This is a genomic window from Streptomyces sp. NPDC050549 (assembly GCF_040655035.1).
GTDB lineage: Bacteria > Actinomycetota > Actinomycetes > Streptomycetales > Streptomycetaceae > Streptomyces.
Genome location: NZ_JBFAJD010000012.1, coordinates 143,108 through 163,271, shown reverse-complemented (window position 1 = coordinate 163,271; position 20,164 = coordinate 143,108). Strand labels below are relative to the sequence as shown.

Genomic DNA, 20,164 nt, shown 5'->3' with positions numbered 1-20,164 from the left:
ATCGTGGGCGACCGGCACCGACTCCAGGTGCTCCAGGAAGGTCGGCCCGCCGTACCAGTCCATGTTCGCGGACGGGTCCACCACGTTGGGCCCCCACCGGCCCGCGGCCGAGCCACGTCCCTCCCCGGCCGGTCACCACACCGACGCCCGGTGCAGTCACCGTCCGACGGGCGGAACTACCCGTGCCAGGACCGCCAGAGCGCCGCGTACGCACCCTCCGCCGCCACCAGCTGATCGTGGCTGCCCAGTTCGCTGATCCGGCCGTTCTCGACCACGGCGATGACGTCCGCGTCGTGCGCGGTGTGCAGCCGGTGGGCGATCGCGACGACCGTGCGGCCGTCGAGGACACGGGCCAGGGACCGTTCCAGATGGCGGGCCGCACGCGGGTCGAGGAGCGAGGTCGCCTCGTCCAGGACCAGCGTGTGCGGATCGGCCAGCACCAGCCGGGCCAGCGCGATCTGCTGAGCCTGGGCCGGGGTGAGCGCCAGCCCGCCCGAGCCCACCTCGGTGTCCAGGCCCTCGTCCAGCGCCCGCGCCCATCCGTCCGCGTCGACCGCGCCAAGCGCCGCCCAGAGCTCCGCGTCCGCCGCGTCGGTCCGGGCGAGCAGGAGGTTGTCGCGCAGGGAGCCCACGAAGACGTGGTGCTCCTGGTTGACGAGGGCCACATGGGAGCGGACGTGTTCGGCGGTCATCCGGGAGAGTTCGGCGCCGCCGAGGGTGATCCGGCCGTCCCGGGGCGCGTAGATACCGGCGAGCAGTCTGCCCAGGGTGGACTTGCCCGCACCCGAAGGGCCGACCAGGGCCAACCGGGTGCCGGGCGCGACCTCCAGGGACACCTTGCGCAGCACGTCGACGCCCTCGCGGTAGCCGAAGTGCACCCGGTCCGCGTGCACGTCCCGGCCCTCGGGGGACAGCCCGGCGTCCCCGGCATCGGGTTCGATGTCCCGGACGCCGACCAGCCGGGCCAGCGAGACCTGGGCGACCTGGAGCTCGTCGTACCAGCGCAGGATCAGGTTCACCGGGTCGACGAGCATCTGCGCGAGCAGGGCGCCCGTCGTCAGCTCGCCCACCCCGATCCAGCCGTGCAGGACGAACACCCCGCCGAGCATCAGGACCGAGCAGAGCACTGTCACGTGCGTGATGTTGATGACCGGGAAGAGCACCGACCGCAGCCAGAGCGTGTAGTTCTCCCAGTCGGTCCACTCCTTGACGCGGCGCTCGGAGAGGGTGATGCGCCGGTCGCCGAGGCGGTGTGCCTCGACGGTGCGGCCGGCGTCCACGGTCTCGGCGAGGGCCGCGGCCACGGCGGCGTACCCGGCGGCCTCGGAGCGGTAGCCGGCGGGTGCGCGCCTGTAGTACCAGCGGCAGCCGACCACCAGCAGCGGCACCGCGATCAGCACGGCCGGCGCCAGCGCCGGCACGGTCACGACAAGGCCGCCGAGCAGCAGCAGCGCCCATACGACACCGATCGCCAGTTGCGGTACGGCCTCGCGCATCGCGTTGGCGAGCCGGTCGATGTCGGTGGTGATGCGGGACAGGAGGTCGCCGGTGCCCGCCCGTTCCAGGACACCCGGCGGCAGTCCGACCGACCGTACGAGGAAGTCCTCGCGCAGATCGGCCAGCATCCGTTCGCCGAGCATCGCGCCGCGCAACCGCACCTGCCGGATGAACACGGCCTGGACGGCGAGCGCGGCCCCGAACAGCCCGATGGTCAGGCCCAGATGAAGTTCCCGCGCCCCGTCCGACACCCGCTCGACCAGGTCGCCGAGCAGATAGGGGCCCACCATCGACGCGATCACGGCGACCGTGTTCACGGTGACCAGGATGAGGAAGGCCCGGCGATGCCGACGGAACAGTTCGGACACGTAGGCGCGTACGGTCGCGGGGGCGCCGACCGGCAGGGTGTTGGCCGTGGTCGGAGCCGCCGGGTCGTACGCCGGGGGTGCCACGCCGATCATGCGCTCTCCTCGATTTCTTCCAGTGCGCCGCGCAGCGCGACATCGTGGTCGTCCAGGGTGCTCCGCAGAGCGGCCTCGTCGGCGACGGCGTTCCGCAGTGCCGTCTCCTCTTCCGTCTCGCGGGTCACCACGGCCCGGTACCGGGGCTCGCTCCGGAGCAGTTCCCGATGGGTGCCGACCGCCACGACCTGGTCCTCGTGCACGAGGACCACCCGGTCCGCGTGGTCCAGGAGCAGGGGCGAGGAGGTGAACACCGCCGTGGTCCGGCCGGTCCGCAACTTCCTCACGCTGTCCGCGATCCGGGCCTCGGTGTGGGAGTCGACGGCGGAGGTCGGCTCGTCCAGGACGAGTACCTCGGGATCGGTGATCAGTGACCGGGCCAGGGCGAGCCGCTGGCGCTGGCCGCCGGAGAGGGAGCGCCCGCGTTCGGTGATGCGGGCGTCCATCGGGTCGTCGGTGTCGAGCGATCCCTGCGCCAGCGCCACCAGCACGTCACCGCACTGCGCGGCGGCCAGGGCCTCCTCCGCGCCGACCGTACCCGAGGAGGGCACATCGAGCAGTTCGCGCAGCGAACCGGACAGCAGCACCGGGTCCTTGTCCTGGACGAGGACGGCGGTGCGTGCCGAGGCGAGGGGGAGTTCGTCGAGCGCCACGCCGCCCAGGAGCACGGAGGTGCCCGCCTCGGCGGGGTGTCCACCGAGGCGTTCCGCGAGTCGCCCGGCCGCGTCGGGGTCGCCGCACACCACGGCGGTGAACCGGCCGGACGGCACGAGCAGACCGGTGGCCGGGTCGTACAGATCCCCGGCCGGCACCTCGGCCGCGCGCGTTCCCACGGTGTCGGTGGCCCGCTCCAGGGACAGCACGCGCGCGGCGCGTTTGGCCGAGGGACGGGAGAAGGAGTACGCCATGGCGATCTCCTCGAAGTGCCGCAGCGGGTAGGACAGGACCATCACCGCGCTGTAGACGGTGACCAGTTCACCCACCGTGATCCGGCCCTCGCGGGCCAGGTGCACACCGTGCCAGACGACGACGATCAGCAGCAGACCCGGCAGCAGCACCTGGATCGCGGAGATCAGGGACCACATCCGGGCACTGCGCACGGCCGCGTGGCGGACCTCCTGGGAGGCGCGGCGGTAGCGGTCGAGGAAGAGTTCCTCACCGCCGATGCCGCGCAGTACCCGCAGTCCGGCGACCGTGTCGGAGGCCAGTTCGGTGGCGCGTCCCGCCTTCTCGCGCTGGACGTCCGCACGCCGGGTGGCGCGGGGCAGCAGCGGCAGCACGGAGACCGCCAGCACGGGCATGCCCACGGCGACGACGACACCGAGGGCCGGTTGGTACACGAACAGGCCGACGCACACGATGACGACGGTCAGCGCGGCGGCCAGGAAGCGGGACAGCGCCTCGACGAACCAGCCGATCTTCTCGACGTCACCCGTGGACACGGCCACGACCTCGCCGGCCGCGACCCGCCGGGTCAGCGCCGAGCCGAGATGGGCGGCCTGTCGGCCCAGCAGCTGCTGGACGCGGGCGGCGGCCGTGATCCAGTTGGTGACTGCGGCCCGGTGCAGGAAGGTGTCGCCCACGGCGATACCCGCTCCGCACAGCGCCATCAGCCCACCGGTCAGGGCGAGCCGGCTGCCGGAGCGGTCGATCACGGCCTGGACGGCGAGTCCCACGCAGAAGGGCAGCGCACAGACGGACACGAAGTGCAGCAGTCCCCAGGCGAGCGACTTGAACTGTCCGCCGAGCTGGTTCCGGCCGAGCCACCACAGGAATCGGGGCCCCGAGCGGGCGTCCGGCACGCCAGGGTCGGGATACGGAAGGTCTTGAATCTGCATGACGTCCCAGTGGCTCTGGTCGGGGCGGCGGAGGGAACCGCGGAGTGCGGCAACAAACCGTGAAAGGTTCGCCTCGCAGCGTGGTCGGAAGCAAGCGGTTTTCCCTCCCGGGGGTCAGAACCGGCGTTCACCCATCCGTGGCGAGATGTCCGTTACCTGAGGCAATGTCGCCGAACGCGATGTGACCATGGGCCGATGCAGAGTGGCGGCACACGACGTGCGATGGTCGCGATGGCGGCTCTCGGTTCCCTCCTGACGATGACGACCCTGTCCGCGTGCGGAAGCACGGAAACAAGACACACCGGCGGCCGGGAGGGAAGACCGGGCCCCCGGGCGACCCACCCGCGAAAAGCCGTCGCCGCCCCGACCCGCATCCCGGACGTCGGCGACCGGCTCCACCGCGAGATCCCCGCCGGGACACGCCAGGTCCTGGCTGTCTACGGCGACGGCAAGGACTCCCCGTACTCCACCGCCGTCCTGTTCACGAAACACGGCTCCACCTGGGACCGGACCCGCAGTTGGCCCGCGCACAACGGCAAGCGGGGCTGGACCCTCGACCACCACCTCGGCGACGAACGCAGCCCCGTCGGCGTGTTCACCCTGACCGCCGCGGGCGGTGTGCTCGACGACCCGGGCACGGCACTCCCGTACAGCCAGGACGAGTCGTACGAGGCGCCGCGCGACTGGGACGAGTCCCACTGGCACGATTTCGACTACGTCATCGCCATCGACTACAACCGCGTCAAGGGCACCCCGCCCGACGACGCGGAGCAGCCCGAGGGCGAGGACAAGGGCGGCGGGATCTGGCTGCATCTGGACCACGGCAGCGGTACGTCGGCCTGCGTCAGCCTGCCCAAGGAGGCGATGGAGTACCTGCTGCGCACGCTCGATCCCGAGCGGCATCCCGTGGTGCTGATGGGGGACAGGGCGGACCTCAAGGGGTAGAACCCCGCCCATGAGAAGCCGGATAGTCATGTCCATGCTCGCCGGGGCGACCCTCCTGGCGAGTACCCTCCTAGGCGTGAGCCCGGCCCGGGCGGCCGATGCCAAGGCCCCAATGGCCGATACCAAGGCTCAATCGGCCGATGTCCCCGCCGAGTTCGGCACCGACTGGCACGACCCCCTGACCGCCGCCCCGCCGATCGCCGAACCCACCACCAAGTCCTGCCAGGTCACCCTCGCCGACACCGAGTTCCGCGACTTCACCCCCTACGAGGGCACCTACACACCACCCAGGGCCTGCGGCGACCACTGGAGCAAGGTGGTGCTCCGCCTCGACGGCATGGTCAAGGGGCGCCAGTACGACAGGCTCGGCTACCTGCATGTCGGCGGTGTCGAGATCCTGCGCACCTCGACACCTGAGCCCTCGCCCGACGGCATCGCATGGTCCGTCGAGAAGGACGTCACCCGCTACAGCGCCACCTTCCGCAGCACACAGAACGTCGAGATGCTCATCGGCAACGTCGTCGACGACACCTACACCGGAGTCATCGGCGTCAAGGCCACGCTGACGTTCTACGAGGGGAGACCGCCGGCGGCGCAGACCCCCGACCGTGTCCTCACCCCCGGCACCGACTCGACCGTCACCACCCCGCGCAACAGCGAACGCATCGTCGCCGAGGTGTACGCCACCGGATCCGGCGGCGGCTGCGAGGAGTTCTGGTATCTCGCCGTCCCCGACTCGGTGCCGTACTCCTGCCAGGCCGACAAGGGCCCGTACCGAGAGGTGCAGATCAAGGTCGACGGCCAACTCGCGGGAATCGCCGCGCCGTTCCCGAACGTGTGGACCGGCGGCTGGTCCGACCCCTTCCTCTGGTACGTCATTCCGGGACCGCGCGCCTTCGACGTCAAGCCGATCGAATACGACCTCACCCCCTTCGCCGGGCTGCTCAACGACGGCCGCCCGCACCACGTCGACGTCTCCGTCGTGGGCGTGCCCGAGGGACAGAGCGGCTGGAGCGCGCCGGTGAACGTGCTCGTCTGGCAGGACGCGCAGCGCGCCCACGTCACCGGGAGGCTCACGCTCGACCGGGCGGGCGAACTCGCCAACTCCTCGACGTACACGCCCGGTTCGGAGGAACGCGTGGACACCGACGCGGGCCACCGGCTGACCGTCGCCGGTTACGTCGACACCTCGCACGGGCGGGTGGCGACCACTGTCGACCGGAAGCTCGCGAACACCTCCGTGCACCGCTGGATCGACGGCGAGAACATGGACGGGCTCGACGCGACCTGGACGGACGACGAGTCGGTGACCGTCGACGGGCGGGGACCCGCCCGGACGACGGCCATGCATCGGACGTACACGATGGACGGTGAGACGACGATCGGGACGGACGACCGGCTGCGTACCGTTCTCACGCTGGGCGACCGGGCGGCGGTCGTCGACACGCGCGACGGCCGGCGGACCGGGTGGTCGCGGCTCGACGACACCTACCGCGGGGACGCGACGTACACCCTCAATGTGCCCCGTGATCAGCGGCATGCCGTCGGCACATCGAGCGAGCGCTATCGGTTGTACAGCCCGGGCGGCTGCTACGACCGTTCGCTGGCGACCGCGCAGGGGGCGCTGACCGAGGACCGAAGCGGCTGCTGAGCCGTCGTGCGTGCGACGCGTCACTCAGGTGCGTGTTTTACACGGCTGTCACACGGAGGTTTTCCAGGGGATCAACAACGGCTCCAAAGTGATCCACCGGAAGCCGCTTTCCGTATCGCAGAAGTCGCCCCACCCTGCTTCCGCGAACGACCGTCCCCCCTCCAAGGAGTGCCCGTGCCGCCGTCCGTCCCGTCCCTGCCGCGACGCGTCGCACGCATATTGCGTACCTCTCTCTTCGCGCAGGTCGCCTGCGCGCTCGTCCTCGGAATCCTCGTCGGAAAGCTGTGGCCCGACGTGGCCACGGACTTCCAGCCCCTCGGCGACGGATTCACCCGGCTGATCAAGACGATCATCTCGCCGCTCGTGTTCTGCGTGGTCGTCGTCGGCATCGCCAAGGCCGGTGACCTCAAGGCCTTCGGACGGATCGGTCTCAAGGCGCTGATCTGGTTCGAGGTCGCCAGCACCGCGGCGCTGATCATCGGTCTCGTCCTCGGCAACGTCGTCCAGCCGGGCTCCGGGATGCATGTCGACCCGTCCACCCTCAACACCTCGGCGGTGGACGCGAAGACGGGCGGTGCCGCGCTGCCCTCGACGACCGAGTTCGTCGTCAACGCGCTGCCCACCAGTTTCATCGGCGCCTTCGCCGAGAACTCCCTGCTCCAAGTCCTCATCCTGGCCTGCCTGGTGGGCGCCGCGCTGCTCCACCTCGGCAACACCAAGGTGCCGCAGGTGCTGCCCGCGATCGAGCAGGCCCAGGAGATCATCTTCGCGATCGTCGGCTTCGTCATGCGGCTCGCCCCGCTCGCCGTGTTCGGCGCGATGGCCGTCCTCGTCGGCCAGTACGGGCTCGGCGTCATCAAGACCTACGCCAAGCTGATCATCCTCTGCTACGTCGCCGCCGCGCTCTTCGTCGCACTGCTCGCCGTTGCGCTGCGGATGGTCACCGGGCTCAGCCTCTGGAAGTTCCTCCGCTACATCCGGGAGGAGATGCTGCTCGCGCTCGGCACCGCCTCCACCGAGTCCGTCATGCCGCGCGTGATGCAGAAGCTGCGCAAGGCCGGGGCCCGTGACGACGCGGTGGGTCTGGTGCTGCCCACCGGCTACTCCTTCAACCTCGACGGCGCCTCCCTCTACCTGTCCATCGGCACGCTGTTCATCGCCCAGGCCGTCGGTGTCGACCTGAGCCTCGGCCAGCAGATCACTGTGATCCTGGTGCTGATGCTCACCAGCAAGGGCATGGCCGGCATCCCCGGTTCGGCCTTCCTCGCCCTGTCGGCGACAGCTTCCTCGCTGGGCGCGATCCCGGCCGGTGCGGTCGCCCTGCTCCTCGGCGTGGACCGCATCATGGACTCGATGCGCGTCGTCACCAACCTCCTCGGCAACTGCGTCGCCGTCTTCGCGGTCTCCCGCTGGGAGGGTGCGTTGGACATCGAGCGGGCGAAGAAGGTCCTCGACGGCGAGATCACGGTCGTAGAAGACGACGTCGTGGAGAGCCATCAGGAGGCGGACGCCGAGATCCCCGCGCAGCTCGTCAAGGAACCGGCCTCCGAGGCCGGTTGAGCCCAGTCGTGACGGGTCGCGGCTCCTGATCCACCCCTGGGGTGGGCAGGCGCGGCCCGTTCTTCTGTGCGTGGTCGACGAGGTCGACCGGGTAGGGCTCGTCGAAGTCGGCCGAGCGGCTGACCGGTTCCCATGCGGCCGCCTGTGCGATCTGGTCGTGGGAGTAGTTCTGTGCGAGCTCCACGGCGCAGGCACCCAGGATGAGGTGGGAGGGCAGGGTCGGCTGCTCGACGACCCTCACCAGGATCTCCCCGGCGCGTTGGCGCACGCGGTCGTCGATGTCGAGCCCCAACTCGCCCGCATCCTGGGCGTGTTGCTGGAAGGGATGCGGTCGAACGCGGCGTGAGGCCGGGGCCGGCGCGGTTCACGGTGTGGGCGTACGGCCGCGCGTGCTCGCGAAACGGCTGCGGTAGTGCGTCGGCGTGGTGTCCAGGTGACGGGCGAAGGCGCGGCGGAGGGTCTCGTCGGTGCCGAGCCCGCTGTGGTGTGCCGCGGAGGTGACGCTGTGGCCTTCGAGGAGCAGGTGCTGGGCGCGGTCGAGACGGACCCGTTCGACCCAACGGGCGGGTGTGGTCCCGAGTTCGGTGCGGAAGAGCCGGGTCAGGTGCCGGGTGCTGACGGCCGCGGTCGCGGCCATGGCGGGCAGGCTGTGATCGGCGGCGGGGTCGGCCAGCACGGACGCGATCAGTGACCGCAGGGGATCGGTGCGCGGTGGCGGGGTGGTGGTCGCCGCGGAGAACTGCGACTGCCCGCCCGGGCGTTGCATGAAGACGACCAGTTCGCGTGCGACGTCCCTGGCCACGGCCGCTCCGTGGTCGTCCTCCACGAGGGCGAGCGCCAGGTCGATCCCGGCGCTGATGCCCGCCGAGGTGACGAAGCGGCCGTCGCGGACGTGGATGGCGTCCGGCTCGACGTGAACCCGGGGGTAACGGCGGGCCAGGGTCGCGGCCTGCCGCCAGTGGGTCGTGGCCGAACGGCCGTCGAGCAGGCCGAGTTCGGCCAGGACGAAGGCGCCCGTGCAGACGGACGTGACCCGTGTCGCCCGGTCGGCGAGGGTGCGGGTCGTGCTCAACAGCCATTCCTCGGCGGGGTGTTGGGCCAGCAGGTCGCCCCCGGCGACCACCACCGTGTCCACCGGCCCGGCGTCGGCCGCGGTCACCGTGCCGGTCAGGGTCAGTCCGTTGGCGGTGGTGACCGGGCCGCCGTGCGGAGAGACCAGCACCAGCTCGTAGGGACGGCCGAGTTTGCCCGACTGGTGCAGCACCTCGGCCGGGCCGCTGACGTCGAGCAAGGTCACACCGTCGAAGACGACGAAACCGACCCGAGGGGGCGGGGCCGCTGTCATGTCCGAATCCGTGGTTTTCGTGGCTCTGGGGACATGGCTCCAGCGTACGCCGCCGAAGATCCTGGAGGCACAGGCCGACGAGGAGAGGGAAGAACGATGACCGAAGTGATCGCAGGCGTGGAGATCCCGGACACCGCTCTGGTGCGGGAGGCGACGGAACTGGTGCGCGAGGCCGCGTCGCCGCTGCTGTTCGACCACTCGCGGCGGGTGTTCCTGTGGGGCGCGCTGCGCGGCCGGGAGCAGGGTCTCGGCTACGACCCCGAACTGCTCTATGTGGCCGCGATGTTCCACGATCTCGGGCTCACCGGGAAGTTCCGCCGGACCGACCAGCGCTTCGAGATCGACGGTGCCGACGAGGCCCGTCGGTTCCTGTACGCGCACGGCATCACCGGTGAGCCGGCCGACCGGGTCTGGACGAGCATCGCCCTGCACACCACCCAGGAGATCCCGCTGCACATGTCGCCCGAGATCGCCCTGGTCAACCGGGGTGTCTCGCTGGACGTCGTGGGTATCGGCTACGACGCCGTGTCCGACGAGCAGCGCGCGGCCGTGGTGGCGGCGCATCCCCGACCGGACTTCAAGAACGGGATCCTCGCCGCCTTCACCGAGGGCATCAAGGACCGCCCCGAGACCACGTTCGGCAACATCAAGGCGGACGTGCTGGCCCACTTCGTACCGGGCTTCGTGCGCGGCGACTTCGTCGAGAAGATCAAGAACTCGGACTGGCCGGAGTGACACGGCAGCGACCGCGGCTGGTCAGCAGGGCCGCCCGTGCTCCTCATGGGTGCCGGGCGCTCCGTCCACCAGTGTGTCCAGCAACGTCCGCAACACCTCGCGTTCCACATCCGTGAGCGGCGCGAGGATCTCGTCCGCCGCGCTCCGCCGCGCGCCGCGCAGCTCGCTCAGCGCCTTGCGGCCGTCGTCCGTGATCTCGATCCGGATGACCCGCCGATTGGACGGGTCGGGCACCCGCCGTACCTTGCCGCTCGCCTCCAGGCCGTCGACCAGCGTCGTCACGGCACGCGGCACCACCTCGAGGCGCTCGGCGAGGTCGGCCATGCGGGGCGGCGAGCCGAAGTGCGCGAGGGTGCGCAGCAGGCGGGACTGGGCCGGAGTGATGCCGAGGTCGCGCTGCTCCAGATGGTGCTTCTGGATGCGGTGCACCCGGCGGGTGAGCCGCAGCAGCTGCTCCGCGAGGAGGCCGTCGGAATCGGGGGTGGTCATGCGGGAACAATATCAGGACCTGGTTCATTGTGAGTATAGGTAACAATGAGCTATGCTCCACGAGATCTCATTGCCCCACGAGTTCCGAGTGCTCGACCAGTCCTGATCGCCTCACCATCCGTAGGAGACCATGCCCCGCGACGACATCAACTGGACACCGTCCCCAGGCACCTCGACCGACCAGCCCCGGCAGGTGCGCCGCATCCTCAGGCTCTTCAAGCCCTACCGCGCCCGGCTCACGGTCGTCGGCCTCCTGGTCGGCGCCGCATCCCTGGTCACCGTGGCGACCCCGTTCCTGCTGAAGGAGACGCTGGACGTCGCCATCCCGCAGGGCCGCACCGGACTGCTGAGCCTGCTCGCGCTCGGCATGATCCTGAGCGCCGTCCTGACCAGCATCTTCGGCGTGCTGCAGACCCTCATCTCGACGACGGTCGGCCAGCGCGTCATGCACGACCTGCGCACCGCCGTCTACGGCCGGCTGCAGCGCATGTCGCTCGCCTTCTTCACCCGGACCCGCACCGGCGAGGTCCAGTCCCGCATAGCCAACGACATCGGCGGCATGCAGGCCACCGTCACCTCCACGGCCACCTCCCTGGTCTCCAACCTGACCAGCGTGGTCGCCACGATCATCGCGATGATCGCCCTGGACTGGCGGCTCACCGTCGTCTCACTGCTGCTGCTCCCGGTCTTCGTATGGATCAGCCGCAGGGTCGGCAACGAACGCAAGAAGATCGCCACCCAGCGCCAGAAGCAGATGGCCTCGATGGCAGCCACAGTCACCGAGTCGTTGTCCGTCAGCGGCATCCTGCTCGGCCGCACCATGGGCCGCTCCGACTCGCTCACCCAGTCCTTCTCCGAGGAGTCCGAGGGCCTGGTCGACCTGGAGGTCAGGTCGAACATGGCGGGGCGCTGGCGCATGGCCGTCATCTCGATCGTCATGGCCGCGATGCCCGCCGTCATCTACTGGACCGCCGGAATCGCCCTCCAGATGGGCGGCCCGGACGTCTCGATCGGCACCATCGTCGCCTTCGTCTCGCTCCAGCAGGGCCTGTTCCGCCCGGCCGTCAGCCTGCTGTCGACCGGCGTCCAGATCCAGACCTCGCTGGCGCTCTTCGCGCGCATCTTCGAGTACCTCGACCTCCCGATCGACATCACCGAGCGTGAGAACCCGGTCCACCTCGACAGCATCAAGGGTGAAGTCGCCTTCCAGGGCGTCGAGTTCCGATACGAAAGCAACGACAAGCGCCGTCCGATCCTCGACGGCATCGACATCACCGTCCCGGCAGGCAACAGCCTCGCGATCGTCGGCCCGACCGGCGCCGGAAAGTCGACCCTCGGCTATCTCGTACCCCGGCTCTACGACGTGACGGGCGGCCGGGTCACCCTCGACGGGGTCGACGTCCGTGACCTGGACTTCGACACGCTCGCGCGTGCCGTCGGCGTCGTCTCCCAGGAGACGTACCTCTTCCACGCCACGGTCGCCGACAACCTCCGCTTCGCCAAGCCGGACGCCACCGACGAGGAGCTGTACGCGGCGGCGCGCGCGGCGCAGATCCACGAGCACATCGCGGGCCTGCCCGACGGGTACGACACGGTCGTCGGCGAGCGCGGTCACCGGTTCTCCGGCGGCGAGAAGCAGCGGCTGGCCATCGCGCGCACGATCCTGCGCGACCCGCCGGTCCTCATCCTCGACGAGGCGACGAGCGCCCTCGACAACCGCACCGAAGCGGCCGTTCAGGACGCCATCGACGCCCTGTCGGCCAACCGCACCACGCTCACCATCGCCCACCGCCTGTCCACCATCCGCAGCGCCGACCAGATCGTGGTCCTCGACTCCGGACACGTGGCAGAACGGGGCACGCACGAAGAACTGCTGGAACTGGACGGGCGGTACGCGGCCCTCGTACGCCGGGATGCCCAACTGGAACCGACAAGCTGAAGATATGCCGGGATTGTGGCGATATGCGGGTTACCGTGCCCGCATGCAGATGAACACTCCGCCACGGAGCACGATTCGACTGACCCGCCGGGGCCGGGTCGCCCTCATCGCGACCGGGGCCGTCGTGGCCGGCACCGCCGTGGCGGTGCCGCTGCTCAGCCTGGAGGACGAAGGGGACACGCGCCCCACCTCACTGGTCATCCCGGAGGGCTGGCGCTCGGGCCAGATCTACGAAGCCGTCGACAAGGCCCTCGCGCTCCCGCCCGGCACCACCAAGAAGTCCATCCCGAAAGCCGGACTGAAACTGCCGAACGACGCGGAGGGCAACCCCGAGGGCTACCTCTTCCCGGCGACCTATCCGCTGAAGGGGAAGGCGACGCCCGCGTCGCTGCTGTCGTTCATGGTCGGCACCGCGAACCAGAAGTTCAACGGAGCGCCGGTCGCCGCCGGTGCGCAGCGCAACGCGATGAACGTCTACCAGGCGGTCACCATCGCGAGCATCGTGCAGGCCGAGGCGGCGTCCAAGGCCGACATGGGGAAGGTGGCCCGGGTCATCTTCAACCGCCTCGAACGCGGGATGCCGCTCCAGATGGACTCGACCATCAACTACGCGCTCAACCGCACCACGCTGAGGACGACCACGAGCGACACCCGGGTCGACAGCCCCTACAACTCCTACCAGCGCATGGGCCTGCCGCCCACCCCGATCGACAACCCGGGCGAGGACGCGATGCGCGCCGCGATCAACCCGCCCCCGGGCGACTGGCTGTACTTCGTCACGGTCAAGCCCGGCGACACCCGCTTCGCGGCCACCTACGAGGAACACCAGCGCAACGTGGCCGAGTTCAACGCGGCCCAGAAGAGCGGCAGTTCACAGCCCGCGAAGTGACCCGCCCGGGACAGCGTCAGACGGCGACCGGCTCCCCGGCCAACAGCCGTCTGATGTCCCGTACGGCCGCACGTCCCGCCCGGTTGGCGCCGACGGTACTCGCGGAGGGTCCGTAGCCGACGAGATGGACGCGCGGATCGGCGGTCACCCGGGTGCCGTCGAGGCGGATGCCGCCGCCCGGGCCGCGCAGCTTCAGCGGTGCCAGGTGGTCGATCGCGGCCCGGAACCCGGTCGCCCACAGGATGACATCGGCGTCCAGATGCCGGCCGTCGTCCCAGTCCACGCCGTCGGGTGTGATCCGGTCGAACATCGGCTGCCGGTCCAGGACCCCGTCCGCGACGGCCTGCCGGATCGCGTCGTTCAAGGGCAGCCCGGTCACGGAGACCACGCTCCTCGGTGGCAGCCCCTGACGTACCCGTTCCTCCACCAGCGCGACGGCCGCCCGCCCGACGTCCTCGGTGAACGGACCCTCGCGGAAGACCGGCGGGCGCCGGGTCACCCACGTCGTGGCCGCCGCGTACGGCGCCAGCTCCATCAGATGCTGCGTACCGGACGCGCCTCCGCCCACCACGACCACCCGCAGCCCGGCGAACTCCTCGGGTCCCGGGTGCTGGGCGGTGTGCAACTGCCGCCCCCGGAAGGTCTCCTGGCCCGGATAGCGAGGCCAGAACGGCCGGTCCCAGGTGCCGGTCGCGTTGATCAGCGCCCGCGTCGACCAGGTCCCGTCGGACGTCTCGACGAGCAGCCGCCCACCCTCGCCCTCCCGTACCGCCTTCACGTCCACCGGCCGCCGTACCCGCAGGTCGAAGGCGCGCTCGTAGGCGCCGAAGTACTCGGCGATCACCTCGGCGGACGGGCGGGCCGGATCGGCGTCGGTGAGTTCCATGCCCGGCAGCGCGTGCATCCCGTGCACCTTGCCGTACGTCAGTGACGGCCACCGGAACTGCCAGGCGCCGCCCGGCGCGGGCGCGTGGTCCAGCACCACGAAGTCGCGCTCCGGCTCGAAACCGGTGCGCCGCAGGTGATAGGCGCCGGCCAGTCCTGCCTGCCCGGCGCCTATGACGACCACGTCGACCTCACGAGAGTTGTTCACGTTTCTACGAACAGCCCCGGGGTCGTGGATCTTCCCGCGCGCAGCGCCCGCTGCCCACCGGGAACGGCACACCAGGCCGCGCCGCGCCCTCGGCCGGCCCGCGCGCCGCCAGCGCGGGAATCACACCCTCCCCGAACCAGTACGCCTCCTCCAGATGCGGATACCCCGACAGCGCGAAGTGCTCGACACCCGGCGAGTGGTACTCCTCGATCAGATCGGCCTCGGCGTGGCTGCCCACGAGCGCGGTGCCCGCGCCGCCCCGGACGAGACCCGCCCCCGCCCACAGGTTCGGGTGGATCTCCAGTTCGTCGCGCGAGCCGCCGTTCAGTGCCGGCATCCGCTGCCGGCCCACCGACTCGCTGCGCCCGAGCGCGGTCCGCGCAGCCGCGATCGTGTCCGCGTCGAGGTCGTGGAGCAGCCGGTTCACGGTCGCCCACGCCTCGGCCGACGAGTCCTGCGAGATGGTGTGCAGCCGCACCCCGAACCGCACGTCCCGCCCCTCGCGCTCGGCGAGCCCGCGAATCCAGTCGAGCTTCTCCTTGACCTGCGCCGGCGGTCTCCCCAGGTGACAGGCCGGAGACGAGGGCGAGTCCGGTGCCGACGACGGTGCCGAGGAGGAGTCCGATCGCGACGCGCTGCAGCGATGTCGTCATCGCCGAGGGCAGTGAACCGTCGGCGACCAGATCCCAGCCGACGTGCGCGATCCAGCCGGGCGAGGCGAGCACGTCGGAGGTCAACACGCCTGTGCCGCTGAGGAGTTGCCACAGCGCGAGCAGTACGAGCGAGCCGGTGGTGCGGCGCAGCCGGCGGGGGACACTGGTGCGACGTGAGGAGGTGGGGACGAGGGGGACGAGATCGAGGGGCGCGTGGCCGTCCGGGCCGGTCTCCGGGGTGGGTATACGGGAAATATCGGGCCCGGAGGAGCCGGGTGGGGCATGGCTGGTGCTCATGGGTGCTCCACGGAGTGGGGGCGAGCGTCCGGTGAGGAAGGGGTACGCCTCAACGCCGCCGCGTCACGACGGTGTACGCGGGCGCGGCGGAGTGCGGGGAATGAGGGGGCGAGGCGGAAGAAGGCGTCAGGGGCCGCGACAACACGCGGCGGAGGCCACCCGCAGCAGGTCGACGTGACCGCGCGTGGTGAGCAGGACTGAACGCAACATGCGGCCGAAACTGGGTCGGATGGCGTGCCACGGCCAACGGTGTCTCGCGTACTGGAAGCCTCGTATCACGGGCCGGTCGACCGGCCGGGTGGGCGACCCGGCGCATGGGTCAGGATGGGAGCATGTCAGCTGCCTTCACCACCCGAGTTCTGCATGTCGCCACCGGCTCCCGGGAGCGGGTCATGGATCTGACCCGTGACTGCGAGGCCTTCCTGCGGGAGGCGGCGGCCGGCCGTGACGGCCTCCTCAACGTCTTCGTCCCGCACGCCACCGCGGGCATCGCGATCCTCGAAACGGGCGCCGGCAGCGACGACGACCTCCTCGCCGCCCTGCACACCCTCCTCCCCGCCGACGACCGCTGGCAGCACCGCCACGGCAGCCCCGGCCACGGCCGCGACCACGTCCTCCCGGCCTTCGTGCCACCGCACGCGACGCTGCCGGTGCTGGGCGGGCGGTTGGAGTTGGGGACGTGGCAGTCGGTCTGTCTCGTCGATACGAACCGCGATAATCCGGACAGGGTGGTTCGGCTGTCGTTCCTCGCATGAGGCACCGGGCTCGGCGACTTCAGATGTGATGCGCGACTGGTTCCATCCAGGTGTGGATGACAGACAGTCATCCAGGCTGTCCGTGGGACACCGTTGGGCGCGGTGCGGTTGTGCCGCGGCTCGGGCGGCGATCGGGCGGAGGCGTGGGGACGCGGTCGAGGCGGAGAGCCATCACCGGGCAGGCGGCGACCGCGCGTCGGGCGTGGGGGAGCAGTTCGGCCGGGACCGTGGGGCTGTGGAGCACGGGGTAGCCCCATTCGTCCAGGCCGACCAGTTCGGGGAGCAGTTCGGCGCAGAGGCCGTGTCCGTCGCAGGCGGCGAAATCGACGGCCAGTACATGGGCCCGGGCGTCGGCCTGGGTGCGGGTCATCGCCATTCCTCCTCCTCGGGGGGCCGTGGAGCGGGCACGGGCAGGACGAGGGGGGCGTACGCGGCGCGGCACGGTCCTGTGTGCGCGTGCCGGTGGACGTCGTCGGCGAAGACCCGCAGCGCGGAGGCGGCCAGCCGCGCCGCGCCGTCGGGATGGCTGCACGCGCCGCGCCCCGGGAGCAGCCCGAGGCGGTGGTGCAGCCGGTCGATCCGCCGGGCGTCGGCGGTGCCCCGGGCGAGCGCGGCGAAGTCCTCGGCGACGCCCGGCAATCCGAACCGGCACGGACCGCACTGCCGGGCGCTCTGCGCGGCGAAGTACTCCAGCACGGCCGCCGTCTCGGCGAGACCGCAGGTCCCTTCGGGCAGGGCCACCAGGACGCCCGCGCCCCGTTCCGGCGCCGTGGTGCTCAGCGGCAGCGGCAGCCAGCTGCCGAAGAAACCGCCCGCGAGCACGGCGCCGAGTCGGCCCTGAGGGCCACCGGCCCGGGCCAGGGCGGCGGGTACCGGACTGCCCGCCGGGATCTCGTAGACCCCCGGGTGAGCCACGGCGCCCGAGACCGTGACCAACGTGGTGCCCGGTGCCCGGGAGCTGCCGCTCTCGCGGAACCAGGCGGGGCCGTAGCGGGCGATCAGCGCGAGGTGGGCCAGGGTCTCCACGTTGCCGATCAGGGTGGGCCGTTTGCCGACGCCCTTCTCGAAGGGGCGCGGTGGAGTGGCCAGGGGGCGGGCGTCGCCGCCGTTGAGCCACCTCACCAGGGACGTCTCCTCGCTGGACACGAAGTGGTGGGGCAGCGTGTGGACCTTCACCGGTACCGGGTCGAGCCGGGCGCGGCGCCGCTCGGCGACCGCCGTGGTGAGCTGGTCCGCCTGCGTCGCCCGGGTACGGGGCACGCACAGGTGCACCGCGTTCGCGCCGACCGCGACGGCCGCAAGTATCGCGCCGTCCAGGACGAGGTGCGGGGCGAGCGAGAGCAGCACCTCGTCCTTGTGGCTGGCCGGTTCGCTCTCCATCCCGTTGGCGACGACCACGGCGGGCCCCTTCGCCCCGGCGACCGAGCGGAGTTTGCGGCCGGTGGGGAAGCCCCCGCCGCCCCGGCCGGTCAGCCCGGCCTCCTCCACGGCGCGCACCAGCGGCATCGCCGTCCCACGGCCGCGTGCCGACGACAGCGGGACCGGGCCGTACCGGCCGAGGTGTTCCGTCAGGTCGGCGGTCCGGCCGGTGTCGTACCAGCCGTGGAGCAGGCGTTCGCCGTAGGGGCCGCTGGGGGCCGTCGCCGAGTGTTCTCCGGCGAGTACGGTCCCGGTGTCGGGGTTCATTCGGCGTCGTCTCCCTCGTGTTCGGCTTGCTGATCGGACTGCTGCGGTGGGGTCGGCGACTGGTGGGGGACCGCCGGGGAGGTGGACTGGGCCGGGGCTTGTGCCGTGCCGCCCGCGCGGTGTGCCCAGCCGGGCCGCAACGGGCCGCCCGCCAGGAACGCGACCAGTGCCACGGGCACCAGCACCAGGGCCGCCGTCGCCCACCGGCGAATCCGGACCGCTTCCGCTCCGGCCCGGACCAGCCGCCACCACACGGCGGCCACGACGGTCAGCAGACAGCCCGCGTACAGCACCAGTTGCGGGCCCAGACGGGTGTCCGTGCCGGTGCCGGCCGCGTGGAAGAGCGCCACCGGCCAGGACGCGTACGCCAGCCAGTGCACCGCCTTCCACCGGCGCAGGCCGAGGCGTCCGCGGACCGCGCTGGTGATCGCGACCGCCAGCAGCAGGTCGAGGGCCACCGCGCCCAGGCCCACCCACAGCGGACGGTAGGAGGCGATGAAGGGGACGAAGGCCGACGGCCAGGTCAGGTGGGCGTAGCTGTCGGCGATGGCGGTGACGATGTGCATCCCGAGGAAGGCCAGGGTGAGCAGTGACAGGTTGCGGTGCAGCGCGGACACCTCGAACCGGCCCAGGCGAACCGGCGCGTACCGTCCCGCCGTCGCGATGCCGAGCGCGACCGTCGCGGTCAGCAGCACCAGCGAGACGGTGCCGCCGGCCCTGGTGGCGTACCAGAGCGGGCTGGGGCCGGACGTTCCCGCGGCGAGCAGGACGGCGCTGTTCATCGGTCGCCCCCGTCGGCGGGCCAGGCGCCCAGGCACAGCACGCTTCCGTCGGTGCGGACCAGCCGGGCCGGCAGGCCGGTGCCGCGCAGCCAGTCGGGGGCGCGTTCGCCGAGGACCAGGGCGGCGGTGGTCGCGGTGTTGGCGTCCACGCAGGTGCCGGCGGCGACACTGACGGTGCGCCAGACGGGCGGCGGGACGTCGCCGGTGGCCGGGTCGACGATGTGGTGGAGGGTCCGGCCGCCGCGCCGCCAGGTCCGTACGGTCGTACCGGACGTGGCGAGGCCGCCGTCGCGGATCGAGACGACCGGGGGTCGGGGGGCGGCGTCCGGGACCGTGTGGTTGTCGGTGGTCGCAGGCTGCGGGCCGGTGTGCGGGGCCGTCCGGCGATCGACGGGCGGGGCCTGCGTACCGGCGTTCGGGGCTGTGTGGTCGTCCGCGATCCCGGCCCGCCAACTGGCCGCCGGGCCCGCGTGGTTGTCGGCGATGGCGACGCGCCAGCCGCCGTACGGCGGTTCGCCCGCCGCCGACAGGTCGCCGCCGAGGTTGACGAGGACTCCGCAGCCCACCGCAGCGGCGGCGTGGTGGGCCGCCCGGTCCGCGGCCAGGGCCTTGGCCGTGGCGCCGAGGTCGAGCGTGGTTCCGGCGGGAAGGCGCAGGAGCCGTAGGGCCGGGTCCCAGCGGACGGACCGCCAGCCGGGGGCGGGCCGGGGCGAGGTCGCCGGACCGGTGTCCTCGGGTCGCCGCGCGGCGACCTCGGCGAAGGTGCGGTCGTAGCCGAGTGCCACGACCGCCGGGCCCACTGTGGGATCGACGGCTCCGTCGGTGAGTTCGGCGGCGCGCAGGGCCACCTCCACGGCCTCGGCGAGCAGGGCGCTCACCGGTACGGGCCCGTTGCCCGCGGCGGCGTTGACCCGGGACAGCTCGGAGTCCGGACGGAACCGGCTGCACGCCGCGTCGACGGCGGCCAGCTCGGCCCGCAGGATCAGCAGCGCGTCGTCGGCGCGGCCCGGGTCGGCGGTCAGGAGTACGGCGGTGGTGCCCAGCGCGGAGAAGACCGCGGTCGCGGGCTCGGCGACGGCCGAAGTGGCGAAGGCGGGAGCAGTCGTGACCGTACGAACGGTCGCCGCCGGGAGCGCGGCGCCACCTCCGACTCGGCCGCGTGCGCCCGCCGACGTGGCGCTCACGACGCACCCGACTGGGTCTGCGGCGCCTGCCCGGTCGGCGCGGGCGCCTGCCCGGCCGGCTGAAGGCCACCGCTCGTGCCCGTACTGGTGCCGCTGCCGTGCTGGGCGGACCCGGTCGGCAGGGGGATGCCGGGGAGCGCGTGCGCGTACCCGGCGCCCAGTACGGCGGTGCCCGCGACGGCCGCGGCGGCCACCCAACGGGTCGTCACGCTCACCCGGCGCAGCCCTCGTTCGCGGCGCCGGACGGCATCGCGGACGGATCGGTCGGCTGCTGCGGGCTGCTCGGGAAGAGGCATGGATGAACTCCTCGCTCGGAGGGCGGTCTGTCCCACCACCCAGGCTGCCCGGTGGCCCGTCGGGAACCG

At 71.7% G+C, this 20,164-nt stretch carries 19 protein-coding genes and 2 pseudogenes; 7 read left to right on the top strand and 14 right to left on the bottom strand.

Annotation, left to right across the window (positions count from 1 at the left end; genetic code table 11):
• Nucleotides 1-176: 176 nt before the first annotated feature.
• Together AB0I51_RS19890 and AB0I51_RS19885 are read right to left on the bottom strand one after the other, a co-directional pair.
• Complete coding sequence (locus AB0I51_RS19890) at nt 177-1,958, bottom strand: ABC transporter ATP-binding protein (protein WP_362976797.1); 1,782 nt, start codon at nt 1,956-1,958, stop codon at nt 177-179.
• Complete coding sequence (locus tag AB0I51_RS19885) at nt 1,955-3,796, bottom strand: ABC transporter ATP-binding protein (protein ID WP_362976795.1); 1,842 nt, start codon at nt 3,794-3,796, stop codon at nt 1,955-1,957. Before AB0I51_RS19885 ends, AB0I51_RS19890 begins: the two co-directional genes overlap by 4 nt.
• Before the next feature lie 195 nt (nt 3,797-3,991).
• Here AB0I51_RS19885 and AB0I51_RS19880 point away from each other — a divergent pair, with 195 nt between their 5' ends.
• The 3 genes from AB0I51_RS19880 (at nt 3,992) to AB0I51_RS19870 (ending at nt 7,952) form a co-directional block, all read left to right on the top strand.
• The gene (locus AB0I51_RS19880; RefSeq protein WP_362976793.1) at nt 3,992-4,741 is read left to right on the top strand and encodes a L,D-transpeptidase family protein; all 750 of its coding nucleotides are present in this window, start codon (nt 3,992-3,994) and stop codon (nt 4,739-4,741) included.
• Nucleotides 4,742-4,751: 10 nt separating this feature from the next.
• A complete protein-coding gene (locus AB0I51_RS19875; RefSeq protein WP_362976791.1) occupies nt 4,752-6,392 on the top strand; it encodes a peptide-N4-asparagine amidase in 1,641 nt (546 codons plus the stop codon).
• A gap of 174 nt (nt 6,393-6,566) precedes the next feature.
• On the top strand, nt 6,567-7,952 hold the full coding sequence (locus tag AB0I51_RS19870) for a cation:dicarboxylase symporter family transporter (RefSeq protein ID WP_362976789.1): 1,386 nt from the start codon (nt 6,567-6,569) through the stop codon (nt 7,950-7,952).
• Here AB0I51_RS19870 and AB0I51_RS19865 read toward each other — a convergent pair.
• The gene (locus tag AB0I51_RS19865; protein ID WP_362976787.1) at nt 7,924-8,244 is read right to left on the bottom strand and encodes a hypothetical protein; all 321 of its coding nucleotides are present in this window, start codon (nt 8,242-8,244) and stop codon (nt 7,924-7,926) included. The genes AB0I51_RS19870 and AB0I51_RS19865 overlap by 29 nt on opposite strands.
• A gap of 72 nt (nt 8,245-8,316) precedes the next feature.
• On the bottom strand, nt 8,317-9,297 hold the full coding sequence (locus AB0I51_RS19860) for a GlxA family transcriptional regulator (protein WP_362976785.1): 981 nt from the start codon (nt 9,295-9,297) through the stop codon (nt 8,317-8,319).
• A 96-nt stretch (nt 9,298-9,393) separates the two neighbouring features.
• On the opposite strand from AB0I51_RS19860, the gene AB0I51_RS19855 reads away from it, so the two are divergent.
• Nucleotides 9,394-10,032: an HD domain-containing protein gene (locus tag AB0I51_RS19855; protein ID WP_362976783.1), complete on the top strand. Its 639-nt coding sequence runs from the start codon at nt 9,394-9,396 to the stop codon at nt 10,030-10,032.
• 21 nt (nt 10,033-10,053) lie between these two features.
• Here the strand turns inward: AB0I51_RS19855 and AB0I51_RS19850 are convergent, their stop codons facing one another.
• Nucleotides 10,054-10,521: a MarR family transcriptional regulator gene (locus tag AB0I51_RS19850; protein ID WP_362976781.1), complete on the bottom strand. Its 468-nt coding sequence runs from the start codon at nt 10,519-10,521 to the stop codon at nt 10,054-10,056.
• A gap of 130 nt (nt 10,522-10,651) precedes the next feature.
• Here AB0I51_RS19850 and AB0I51_RS19845 point away from each other — a divergent pair, with 130 nt between their 5' ends.
• Both AB0I51_RS19845 and mltG read left to right on the top strand, forming a co-directional pair.
• Complete coding sequence (locus AB0I51_RS19845; protein ID WP_362976779.1) at nt 10,652-12,460, top strand: ABC transporter ATP-binding protein; 1,809 nt, start codon at nt 10,652-10,654, stop codon at nt 12,458-12,460.
• Nucleotides 12,461-12,503: 43 nt separating this feature from the next.
• Nucleotides 12,504-13,349, top strand: coding sequence for an endolytic transglycosylase MltG (gene mltG, locus AB0I51_RS19840; protein WP_362976777.1), 846 nt, complete (start codon nt 12,504-12,506; stop codon nt 13,347-13,349).
• A 16-nt stretch (nt 13,350-13,365) separates the two neighbouring features.
• Here mltG and AB0I51_RS19835 read toward each other — a convergent pair whose 3' ends face one another.
• From AB0I51_RS19835 to AB0I51_RS19820, 4 genes and pseudogenes are all read right to left on the bottom strand, one after another.
• Nucleotides 13,366-14,442: an NAD(P)-binding domain-containing protein gene (locus tag AB0I51_RS19835; RefSeq protein WP_362976775.1), complete on the bottom strand. Its 1,077-nt coding sequence runs from the start codon at nt 14,440-14,442 to the stop codon at nt 13,366-13,368.
• 4 nt (nt 14,443-14,446) lie between these two features.
• Nucleotides 14,447-14,998, bottom strand: a pseudogene (locus AB0I51_RS19830) (LLM class flavin-dependent oxidoreductase); the annotation flags it as partial.
• Nucleotides 14,999-15,011: 13 nt separating this feature from the next.
• Nucleotides 15,012-15,392: pseudogene (locus tag AB0I51_RS19825) on the bottom strand (ABC transporter permease); the annotation flags it as partial.
• Between the two features lie 126 nt (nt 15,393-15,518).
• Nucleotides 15,519-15,602, bottom strand: a complete 84-nt coding sequence (locus tag AB0I51_RS19820; RefSeq protein ID WP_362976930.1) for a putative leader peptide — start codon at nt 15,600-15,602, stop codon at nt 15,519-15,521.
• 122 nt (nt 15,603-15,724) lie between these two features.
• Here AB0I51_RS19820 and AB0I51_RS19815 point away from each other — a divergent pair, with 122 nt between their 5' ends.
• Nucleotides 15,725-16,147 carry a secondary thiamine-phosphate synthase enzyme YjbQ gene (locus AB0I51_RS19815; protein ID WP_362976773.1) on the top strand — a complete coding sequence of 141 codons (423 nt, stop codon included), beginning with the start codon at nt 15,725-15,727 and terminating at the stop codon, nt 16,145-16,147.
• Nucleotides 16,148-16,214: 67 nt separating this feature from the next.
• Here the strand turns inward: AB0I51_RS19815 and AB0I51_RS19810 are convergent, their stop codons facing one another.
• Genes AB0I51_RS19810 through AB0I51_RS19790 form a run of 5 tightly spaced genes read right to left on the bottom strand, consistent with a single transcriptional unit; the run spans nt 16,215 to nt 20,095 of the window.
• A complete protein-coding gene (locus tag AB0I51_RS19810) occupies nt 16,215-16,517 on the bottom strand; it encodes a ferredoxin (protein ID WP_362976771.1) in 303 nt (100 codons plus the stop codon).
• Nucleotides 16,514-17,833, bottom strand: coding sequence for an NADH-ubiquinone oxidoreductase-F iron-sulfur binding region domain-containing protein (locus tag AB0I51_RS19805; protein ID WP_362976769.1), 1,320 nt, complete (start codon nt 17,831-17,833; stop codon nt 16,514-16,516). The genes AB0I51_RS19810 and AB0I51_RS19805 overlap by 4 nt, the downstream gene beginning before the upstream one ends.
• Nucleotides 17,830-18,615 (bottom strand): ferric reductase-like transmembrane domain-containing protein, encoded by a 786-nt coding sequence (locus tag AB0I51_RS19800; RefSeq protein ID WP_362976767.1) that lies wholly within the window; start codon nt 18,613-18,615, stop codon nt 17,830-17,832. The genes AB0I51_RS19805 and AB0I51_RS19800 overlap by 4 nt, the downstream gene beginning before the upstream one ends.
• Nucleotides 18,612-19,799 carry an FAD:protein FMN transferase gene (locus AB0I51_RS19795; protein WP_362976765.1) on the bottom strand — a complete coding sequence of 396 codons (1,188 nt, stop codon included), beginning with the start codon at nt 19,797-19,799 and terminating at the stop codon, nt 18,612-18,614. The genes AB0I51_RS19800 and AB0I51_RS19795 overlap by 4 nt, the downstream gene beginning before the upstream one ends.
• Complete coding sequence (locus tag AB0I51_RS19790) at nt 19,796-20,095, bottom strand: hypothetical protein (protein ID WP_362976763.1); 300 nt, start codon at nt 20,093-20,095, stop codon at nt 19,796-19,798. The genes AB0I51_RS19795 and AB0I51_RS19790 overlap by 4 nt, the downstream gene beginning before the upstream one ends.
• Nucleotides 20,096-20,164: the final 69 nt, after the last annotated feature.

What these genes read in the sequence shown, in the direction of transcription:
- AB0I51_RS19890 (WP_362976797.1), bottom strand. Translation starts at nt 1,958, where the DNA reads ATGATCGGCGTGGCACCCCCGGCGTACGACCCGGCGGCTCCGACCACG.
- AB0I51_RS19885 (WP_362976795.1), bottom strand. Translation starts at nt 3,796, where the DNA reads ATGCAGATTCAAGACCTTCCGTATCCCGACCCTGGCGTGCCGGACGCC.
- AB0I51_RS19880 (WP_362976793.1), top strand. Translation starts at nt 3,992, where the DNA reads ATGCAGAGTGGCGGCACACGACGTGCGATGGTCGCGATGGCGGCTCTC.
- AB0I51_RS19875 (WP_362976791.1), top strand. Translation starts at nt 4,752, where the DNA reads ATGAGAAGCCGGATAGTCATGTCCATGCTCGCCGGGGCGACCCTCCTG.
- AB0I51_RS19860 (WP_362976785.1), bottom strand. Translation starts at nt 9,297, where the DNA reads ATGACAGCGGCCCCGCCCCCTCGGGTCGGTTTCGTCGTCTTCGACGGT.
- AB0I51_RS19855 (WP_362976783.1), top strand. Translation starts at nt 9,394, where the DNA reads ATGACCGAAGTGATCGCAGGCGTGGAGATCCCGGACACCGCTCTGGTG.
- AB0I51_RS19850 (WP_362976781.1), bottom strand. Translation starts at nt 10,521, where the DNA reads ATGACCACCCCCGATTCCGACGGCCTCCTCGCGGAGCAGCTGCTGCGG.
- AB0I51_RS19845 (WP_362976779.1), top strand. Translation starts at nt 10,652, where the DNA reads ATGCCCCGCGACGACATCAACTGGACACCGTCCCCAGGCACCTCGACC.
- mltG (WP_362976777.1), top strand. Translation starts at nt 12,504, where the DNA reads ATGCAGATGAACACTCCGCCACGGAGCACGATTCGACTGACCCGCCGG.
- AB0I51_RS19820 (WP_362976930.1), bottom strand. Translation starts at nt 15,602, where the DNA reads ATGTTGCGTTCAGTCCTGCTCACCACGCGCGGTCACGTCGACCTGCTG.
- AB0I51_RS19815 (WP_362976773.1), top strand. Translation starts at nt 15,725, where the DNA reads ATGTCAGCTGCCTTCACCACCCGAGTTCTGCATGTCGCCACCGGCTCC.
- AB0I51_RS19810 (WP_362976771.1), bottom strand. Translation starts at nt 16,517, where the DNA reads ATGACCCGCACCCAGGCCGACGCCCGGGCCCATGTACTGGCCGTCGAT.
- AB0I51_RS19805 (WP_362976769.1), bottom strand. Translation starts at nt 17,833, where the DNA reads ATGAACCCCGACACCGGGACCGTACTCGCCGGAGAACACTCGGCGACG.
- AB0I51_RS19800 (WP_362976767.1), bottom strand. Translation starts at nt 18,615, where the DNA reads ATGAACAGCGCCGTCCTGCTCGCCGCGGGAACGTCCGGCCCCAGCCCG.
- AB0I51_RS19790 (WP_362976763.1), bottom strand. Translation starts at nt 20,095, where the DNA reads ATGCCTCTTCCCGAGCAGCCCGCAGCAGCCGACCGATCCGTCCGCGAT.